The sequence below is a fragment of the Nocardioides sp. genome, from assembly GCF_036374615.1.
Lineage (GTDB): Bacteria > Actinomycetota > Actinomycetes > Propionibacteriales > Nocardioidaceae > Nocardioides.
In genome coordinates this window covers 1-8,036 of the sequence record NZ_DASUTK010000185.1, presented here as the reverse complement: position 1 = coordinate 8,036, position 8,036 = coordinate 1, and the positions used below count along the sequence as shown (strand labels likewise).

Genomic DNA, 8,036 nt, shown 5'->3' with positions numbered 1-8,036 from the left:
GTCCGACACGTGGTCGATGCGCGCGACTCTGCGTCCCTTTCCCGCAACACGCCGTACGTCGGGATGGAGCTGCCCGGTCAGGTGGTCGCGACGTTCCTCCGCGGTCGCCCCACGGTGCTGGACGGCAAGCTGTCGTGACGCGCCGTGTGCCTGAGAGTGCGCTGTAGCGCACTCTCAGGCACACGAGCGCCTCCCCCCTAGAGCTGGGCCTCGTAGACCAGGTTGAACGGCGTCTCGGCGACCCGGCGGAAGCGGGTGAAGCCGGCGTCGGTGCACACCTGCTGGATCGCCTTCTCGCCGGCCTGTGCGCCGAGCGCGTAGCCGCCGGGCTGGGACAGCGCGTTGGGGACGCACAGCAGCGTCGAGAAGTTGTAGTAGACCCGACCGACCGGGTTGAGGTTGTCGGCGACGGTGTCGCCGGCCGCCGGCTCGACGATCAGCCAGCTGCCGTCGGGGGCCAGTGAGCTGCGCACGTGCTTGGCGGCACCGAGCGGGTCGCCCATGTCGTGCAGGCAGTCGAAGCTCGCGACGAGGGTGTAGCCGGTGCCGGAGAACGCCTGCGCTCCTGCGACCTCGAACGACACCCGGTCCGTCACCCCGGCCTCCGCAGCGTGCTTGCGCGCCTCCTCGATCGATCCCTCGTGGTAGTCCGAACCGACGATGGTCGAGCTCGGGAACGCCTCGGCCAGCAGGATCGAGCTGGCACCGTGGCCGCAGCCGATGTCGGCGACCCGGGCGCCCGACTCCAGCTTCTGCTGGATCCCGTCCAGTGCCGGGATCCACTCCGGCACGAGGTGGGCCAGGTAGCCGGGCCGGAAGAACTTCTCACAGCCGGAGAACACCTGGGCGTCGTGCTCGTGCCAGCCGAGACCGGCACCTGTCGTGAACGCCTTCTCCATCCGGGGCACGGCGGCGATGGCGCCGAGGGCGAGCTCGAAGGCGCCGGGCAGGTAGAGGATGCCCTGGGGATCGGTGAGCGCGAACGCCTGCTCCGCGGTCATCGAGTAGGAGTCGGCGTCGGCGTCGTACTGGATGTAGCCGCCGGCAGCCTGGCCGCGCAGCCACTCCGTCACGTAACGGGTGTGGGTGCCGGTACGCTCGGCCAGCTCGGCGGCGGTCGACGGGCCTTCGGCGAGGCGGCGGTAGAGCCCGAGCCGGTCGCCGAGGACGACGTTTCCGGCGGCCACGGTGGCGCCGAGGTCCCCGGCGAACTGGCCGACGAACTCCATCAGCTTGTCCATGTCGACGGGTGCCTGGTCGGTGGTTGCGGTCATTGTCCTGGACCTTCCATGAGGTGGATGCTGTGCAGGCAGCGTCCGCGGCACCGGTTGCAGCTCGATTGCAAGCGCACTGCAATCACCGGGAGGCACGGTCGTCATACGTCGACCCAAGGAGGGGCGGATGCGAGCACGGGAGCCCGACCGGGCGGGGTACGTCGAACGGGACGGCGTGCGCGTCTACTACGAGTGCTTCGGCGAAGGAGACCGGACGATCGTGTTCGTGCCCGCCGACGTGTACGTCACGAGCCGGATGTGGAAGGCGCAAGTGCCCTACCTCGCCCGCCGTCACCGCGTGGTGGTGATCGACCCGCGCGGCAACGGCCGTTCGGACCGGCCGCTCGACCCGGCCGCCTACTCCGACCTCGAGTACGACGCCGACCTGATCGCGGTGATGGACGAGCTCGGCATCGAGCGGGCTGTGCTCGCGGGGCTCTGCATGAGCGCCTACTACTCGCTGTTGTCGGCGGCACGGCACCCCGATCGCGCCGAGGGTGTGGTCGCCATCGCCGCCTGGGCGGCCGAGGGCACGCCGCGGCGGGACCGCGGGAACAACTACCTCCAGGCCGTGGAGGAATGGGAGTCCCCGTTCGAGGGCGGCGACGGCTGGTGGCAGTTCAACCGGGAGCTCTGGCTCACCGACTGGCCGCGCTGGCCGGCGTTCTTCTTCTCCCAGATCATCAATGACTCGCACAGCACGAAGATCTACGAAGACCTCGTGGGCTGGGCCTGCGAGTCCACCGGACCGGCCCAGGTGGCTGCACAGCTGGCGCCCCTGAGCGCCGGCACGCCCGAGGCCACCGCCGAGCTGCTCGCACGCATCGAGTGCCCGGGACTCGTCATCCACGGAAACCTCGACGCGTGCCAGGTGCTCGCCCGTGGCGCACACATCGCCCGGCTCGCGGGCGCCGAGCTGCTGGCACTGGGCGGGTCGGGCCACGTACCGGTGGGCCGGGATCCGATCGCCGTCAATCATGCGATCGAGGACTTCATGCGCAGGATCGGCGGCGGCGAGATCCGCCGCGTCGATGGGCCTGCCGTGGTTCGCGCCCGGCTCAGCGCCAGGAGCGACGCCACTGACGCCGGCGTTCCGTCGGGACCATCTGCGTCGGTCGTGGTCGTCGCTGCGAGCGGCGACCACGCCGCGGCCTGGCAGCGGCAGCTGCCGGCCCTCGGCCGCCACGTCCGGTTCGTCATCACCGACGATCCAGCCGCGGCGCTGGCCGAGGCAGCAGCTCCGGCCGTCGTGGTGGTGCCCCCCGGCCACGCCGAGGTCGTCGAGCCGCTGCTTGCGCAGACCGATCGGGTGGAGGCGGTGCTGCTCGTCGAGGCGCCGGTCGCACTGGCGGAGCAGCCCGGGCTGCTGGAGTACTTCTTCGAGCGGCTGCCCGACACACCGCCGTCGTCGGTGGTCCGGGCCCTGGTGGACGCCGAGCCGGGTCGGGTGCCGGTCGTGGCCGTCGTCGACGACCATAGGCAGGCGTTGCCGCTGCCGGCCGATGCCATCGTCACGGTCGAGGGCGGCGTACCTGCACCGCTTGAACGACCGCGTCCTGGTCGTCGTCGGGAGCGGAGCGTGCTCTTCCTCTCGTCACCGATCGGACTCGGACACGTCCGTCGTGACCTCGCCATCGCCGACGCGCTGCGGCGGCAGGTGCCCGGCCTCCGGATCGACTGGCTGTCGCAGTCGCCGGTGACGGAGTTCCTGAGCGCGCGCGGCGAGCAGGTTCACCCCGCGTCCGCCTGGCTCGCGACCGAGTCCGCGCACATCGAGTCGGAGGCCGGTGAGCACGACCTCCACGCCTTCCAGGCCATCCGGCGGATGGACGAGATCCTGGTCAACAACTTCCACGTCTTCGACGACCTGGTCGCCGAGCGCGAGTACGACGCGTGGGTGGGTGACGAGGCGTGGGATCTCGACCACTTCCTGCACGAGAACCCGAGGCTCAAGCGGGCTCCGTTCGTCTGGCTGACCGACTTCGTCGGGTGGCTGCCGATGCCGGACGGGGGCGAGCGCGAGGCGGCGTTGGCCGCCGACTACAACGCCGAGATGGTCGAGCACGTGGCGCGCTACCCCGGCCTGCGAGACCGGTCGGTCTTCGTCGGGGACCCGGACGACGTGGTGCCCGAGTCCCTCGGTCCCGGGTTGCCGGGCATCCGGGAGTGGACCGAGCAGCACTTCGCGTTCAGCGGCTACGTCATGGGGGAGCGACCATCGCACGACGAGCGTGATCGGCTGCGGGAGAAGCTCGGCTACGGACCGGACGAGACCGTGTGCGTCGTGTCCGTCGGCGGCTCCGGGGTCGGTAGGCCGTTGCTGGAACGGGTCGCCGACGCCTACGACGCTGCGAAGTCGCGGGTCCCCTCGCTGCGGATGATGCTGGTCACCGGGCCCCGGATCGATCCGGCGTGCTTCCAGCGGCGCTCCGGCGTGCAGGTCGAGGGCTTCGTCCCCGATCTCGACCTCCACCACGCCGCCTGCGACGTGGCGGTGGTCCAGGGCGGACTGTCGACCACGATGGAGCTCACCGCCGCCGGGCGGCCGTTCCTGTACTTCCCCCTCCGCCACCACTTCGAGCAGCAGTTCCACGTCCGCCACCGGCTGGAGCGGCACGGGGCCGGGCGGGCCATGGACTACGAGACAGCCGATCCCGACACGATCGCCGACGCGCTGGTGGCCGAGGTGGAGCATCCGCGGCGCTACGCCGAGGTCCCGTCGGACGGAGCCGACCGCGCGGCGGCGCTGGTGGCCGAGGTCCTCTGACGAGCGCGCTCGTGGAGCACCCGCCACGAGCGCGTGGTCGCGGCGAGCAGCGGAGCGACGACGCGCGCGGCTCGCTCGGGCTCACCCGCGTTCACCCACCCGGTGGCCAGCGCCTCGTACACGTCTGAGCCGGTGACCCACGCCGCGTGGGGCGGCGCGTCGACCCCGGCCAGCAGTCCGTCGGCCTCCTCGAGACCCTCACCGCTCAGGGCGGCGAGCGGCGCGAGGCACCGGAGCCGGTACGCCGAGCCCGCCTCCGGTCCCAGGGCGTCCAGCCCGGCGCGGCAGAGCCCGGCCACGTCGTCCGTGCGACCCAGGTCGAGCAGCGTCGTGGCGAGACCGCCGACCGCGCTGGCGTACCACCAGGGGTGTGCTGTCGGCGACAGCTCGGCCACGGCCTGGCGGCCGTCGACGAGGGCGGCGTCGAGGTCCCCGGCGAGCCGGGCGAACCAGCCGCGCTGGGCGAGGAAGTACGCCGAGTACGCGCCGTACCCCGTCTCGCGGTTGGCCGCCAACGCCTCGTCGATCCGCCGCTTCGCCTCGGTCCAGTCGGCTGCCGCCGCCGGCACCAAGGCGGACTCCTGCAGCGCCCACTGGCGCAGCCACGGCAACTGGAGCTCCTCGAGCAGCGGCAGCAGCTCGTCCAGGACTCCCGCCAGCGCGGTGGCGTCGCCGGAGTACGCGTGGACCGCCTTCAGTCCGTCGAGCGAGCGCGCGATCGCCTCGGGTCTCCCTGTCGCTCGCGAGCGGGTGACCGCGTCCGTCGCCGTCCTGAGGCCGGTCGCGATGCGGAGCCGGCTGCACTCCAGGACAGAGATCCGGGTCCGGAAGGTCGCAGCGGACACCGCGTCGCCGAGCTCGAGTGCGCGTGCCAGGCCGGTCCGGTTGTGCTCGACGACCTCGTCCAGCGGCAGCCGCCGGCCCACGGAGAGATCGCCGCCGAGCAGTCGCAGCCGGCGCATGTCGAGCCGCGGGTCCCGAGCCGCCGTCACCGGGACCGCAGCGGCCGTGGCGTCCCGGTAGGCGGCCACGAAGTCCGCCCGCGCCTCCTGCACCCGCGCCCGCTCCAAAAGCACCGTGGCGATCAGCCCCGGGTCGGCTGCGGCTGCCGCGTCTTCCTCGGCCAGGTCCAGCAGCGCGAGGGCGTCGTCGTGGGCGGCCATCCGTCGGGCCGTCCGGCCGGCCACGAGGTAGCCGTGGGCGGCTCGGTCCACGTCCCCGGCCTCGTGCGCGTGTCCCGCCATCTCCTCGGGGCGGCCGGCGAGCAGGTCGGCCGCGCGGCGGTGGTAGGCGACGGTCAGCGGCGCGGGGAGGGTGGCGAGGACCGCGTCCTTCACCAGGTCGTTGACGAAGTCATAGGTTCTCCCGGCCGGGACCATCAGGCCCGCGCCGACCGCGCGCTCGCACGCCATCACCACCGCGACCTCGCTCTGCTCCACCAGGCCCGCCACGAGCACGGGGTCGACCCGGGTCCCCAGCACCGAGGCGGCGGCGGCGACTGTCGCGACCTCGCGGTCCAGGCGTTCCAGCTGTCCCGCGACCGCGAGCGTGACGCTGTGAGGGACCCCGCTGGTACCGGCGGCCAGAGCCTGCAGGCTGGCCACCACGCTGAGCGGGTGGCCCTGGCTGCGCGCGAGCACCTCCTCGCCCCGGTTGGCGAAGCCGGCCGCCGCAGCCAGCGCCGCCACCGCGGACGGCGGCAGCGGGCCGAGCACCAGGGGCCGACCGTGCTCGATGAGTGGGCGGAACGCGGGAAGCGCCTCCGACCGCGTCGCCCCCACCAGGAGGACCGGGGCCGGCCCGAGCTGGGCCGTGAGGTGGGCGAGCAGGTCTGCGGTCACGTCGGCGCCGTACTGCAGGTCGTCGACCGTGAGCAGCACCGGCTGTCGGGTCGCGAGCGCGGCCACGGCTGCGACGACCGCGTCGAACGCGCGGCGCCGGGCGAGGTCGCCCGAGACCCCGAGCTCCGGCGCGACGCCCAGGGCGTCGCCGAGGTCGGGCAGCAGCCCGGCCCAGGTCGCGAGGTGACCGCCGAGCAGGGTCCGGATCGTCTCCTCGGGCAGTCCGAGCAATACCGGCCGGAGCACCTCCAGGTACGGCTGCAGGAACAGCGAACGCTCGCTGGGCCGGCACCGGCTCGCGAGGACCAGCCCACCGCTGCGTCCCACGAGCTCAGCCGCCTCCTGGAGCAGTCGGGTCTTGCCGATCCCCGGCACCCCGGAGACCACCAGCAGCTCCGCGCCGGTGGCCGACGCCGCTGCCCAGGCTCGGTCGAGGGCGGCCAGCTCCTCGTCCCGCCCCACGATCGCTGCCCGCCGCCGGTTGCTCGGCTCGGCGCTGGCGCGACCGCCGGGTTGCTCGCCACGCAGCACCCGGAGATGGAGCTCCTGGGTCTCGGGATCGGGATCGGTGCCGAGCTCGTCGGCAAGTCGGGCCGCGAGTGCGGCGTACACCTCGAGCGCTGCGGCTGCCCGGCCGTCTCGCGTCAGAGCCGTCATCAGGTCCCGGTGGGCACGTTCGTCGAACGGATCCGCTTCCACCGCCGCGACCGCTGCCTGCCGTGCCGGCTCGGGCTGGCCGGTCGCCACGGCCGAGACGGTCAGGAGGTGCCGCGCCTCGCGGCAGGCCGTCGCGGCCTCCCTGCGCAACGCCTCGGACCAGGCGCCCTCGCACTCAGCGGCGAGCGTCCCGTCGTCCCCGAGCAGCCCGAGCGCCCGCTGGGCGGCGGCAACGGCCAGCGTCGGCTCGCCGCGCGCGAGCCGGGCTGCGGCCGCCTCGACCAGCTGCCCGGCGGCGTCGAGGTCGAGATCGATCCCTGCCCCGAGCGCGTACGACGAGCCGGCCTGCTGCACCAGGTCGTCGCCCGCGGTCCGGCGTAACCGGCTGGCGAGCGTGGCGAGGTTGCCCTGCGGATCGCGGGGTGGGTCGTCGCCCCAGACGGCCTCGACCAGCCGGTCGAGCGGGACGGGCGCGCCGCGTCCCGAGGCCAGTGCCGCGGTGAGGACGCGCGCCTTCCTGGTTCCGAGCCGTGGGCCGGACAGCGACTCCCCGTCCCGGACCACGGTGAGCGTGCCGCACAGGGCGACCCGAACGGTCACCCTGCGAGTATGGCGCGGAGCGCCGGATCATGCCTACAGTCTCCCGGGGTGGGACCCGGTCCTGGGTGCCGCACGACCTCACGGCGTCCAGGAGGGACATTGCACATGCGTGCGTTCTCGAAGCTCACGACCATGACGGCGGCCGGCGCGCTGGCGGTCACGCTGCTCGCCGTCAACGGCGGATCGGCCACGGCCAAGCCGGGAGGCCCGACCACCGGCGTCGGCGCGGTGTTCATGGTGAACCCGGTGCAGTCCTCGGGTGACCAGGCCCTCACCGATCAGAAGGACGCCGCGAGCGCCGTGCCAGCCTCGGCCTATGCCGAGGTACCGATCCGCAACCTCGACGGCTCGGGGTACCTGCGCGGGAAGTGGGTCGTGGTCAAGTCGTCGACCGGGACTCCGGCGTACTCGGCCCGCGGCCGCTACTTCTACAACCGGCACCAGGACCAGTTCGAGCAGGTGATGGGCTACTTCTGGGTCAACCAGGCCCAGGAGTACCTGCAGTCGTTGGGCTTCGGCGCCCCCGGCTCTGACCTGCCGGGCATCATCAAGCAACCCTTCACGGTCAAGATCAACCAGTACGGCGGGGACAACAGCTACCAGACTGACAAGCCGTACCGGATCCGGCTGGGCAAGGGCGGAGTGGACGACGCCGAGGACGCCGAGGTGATCGTCCACGAGTACGGCCACGCGGTGCACCAGTCGCAGGTGCCCGGCTACGGGCAGAGCATCGACGCCGGCGCGATCGGCGAGTCCTTCGGCGACTACCTCGCGGTCACGGTGGGGCTCGACGCGGCCGACGACTACGGCTGGCCGGTCCGAGCGGAGCAGGCGTGTCCGATGGACTGGGACGCCACGTCGTACACCGCGGCGCCGCACTGCATCCGCCGGTTCGAC

Annotated in this window: 4 protein-coding genes; 2 read left to right on the top strand and 2 right to left on the bottom strand. The window is 72.8% G+C overall.

All coding sequences use genetic code 11. The annotated features are described in order from the left end of the window. Positions 1-197: 197 nt before the first annotated feature. The gene (locus VFZ39_RS14380; protein WP_330866462.1) at positions 198-1,274 is read right to left on the bottom strand and encodes a class I SAM-dependent methyltransferase; all 1,077 of its coding nucleotides are present in this window, start codon (positions 1,272-1,274) and stop codon (positions 198-200) included. A gap of 127 nt (positions 1,275-1,401) precedes the next feature. Here VFZ39_RS14380 and VFZ39_RS14375 point away from each other — a divergent pair, with 127 nt between their 5' ends. After that, complete coding sequence (locus VFZ39_RS14375; RefSeq protein ID WP_330866461.1) at positions 1,402-4,041, top strand: alpha/beta fold hydrolase; 2,640 nt, start codon at positions 1,402-1,404, stop codon at positions 4,039-4,041. Here VFZ39_RS14375 and VFZ39_RS14370 read toward each other — a convergent pair. Continuing rightward, positions 3,978-7,139 carry an AAA family ATPase gene (locus tag VFZ39_RS14370; RefSeq protein WP_330866460.1) on the bottom strand — a complete coding sequence of 1,054 codons (3,162 nt, stop codon included), beginning with the start codon at positions 7,137-7,139 and terminating at the stop codon, positions 3,978-3,980. The genes VFZ39_RS14375 and VFZ39_RS14370 overlap by 64 nt on opposite strands. Positions 7,140-7,244: 105 nt before the next feature. Between VFZ39_RS14370 and VFZ39_RS14365 the strand changes: the two genes are divergently transcribed. Continuing rightward, a partial coding sequence (locus VFZ39_RS14365; RefSeq protein ID WP_330866459.1) for a bacillolysin occupies positions 7,245-8,036 on the top strand: 792 nt, incomplete at its 3' end.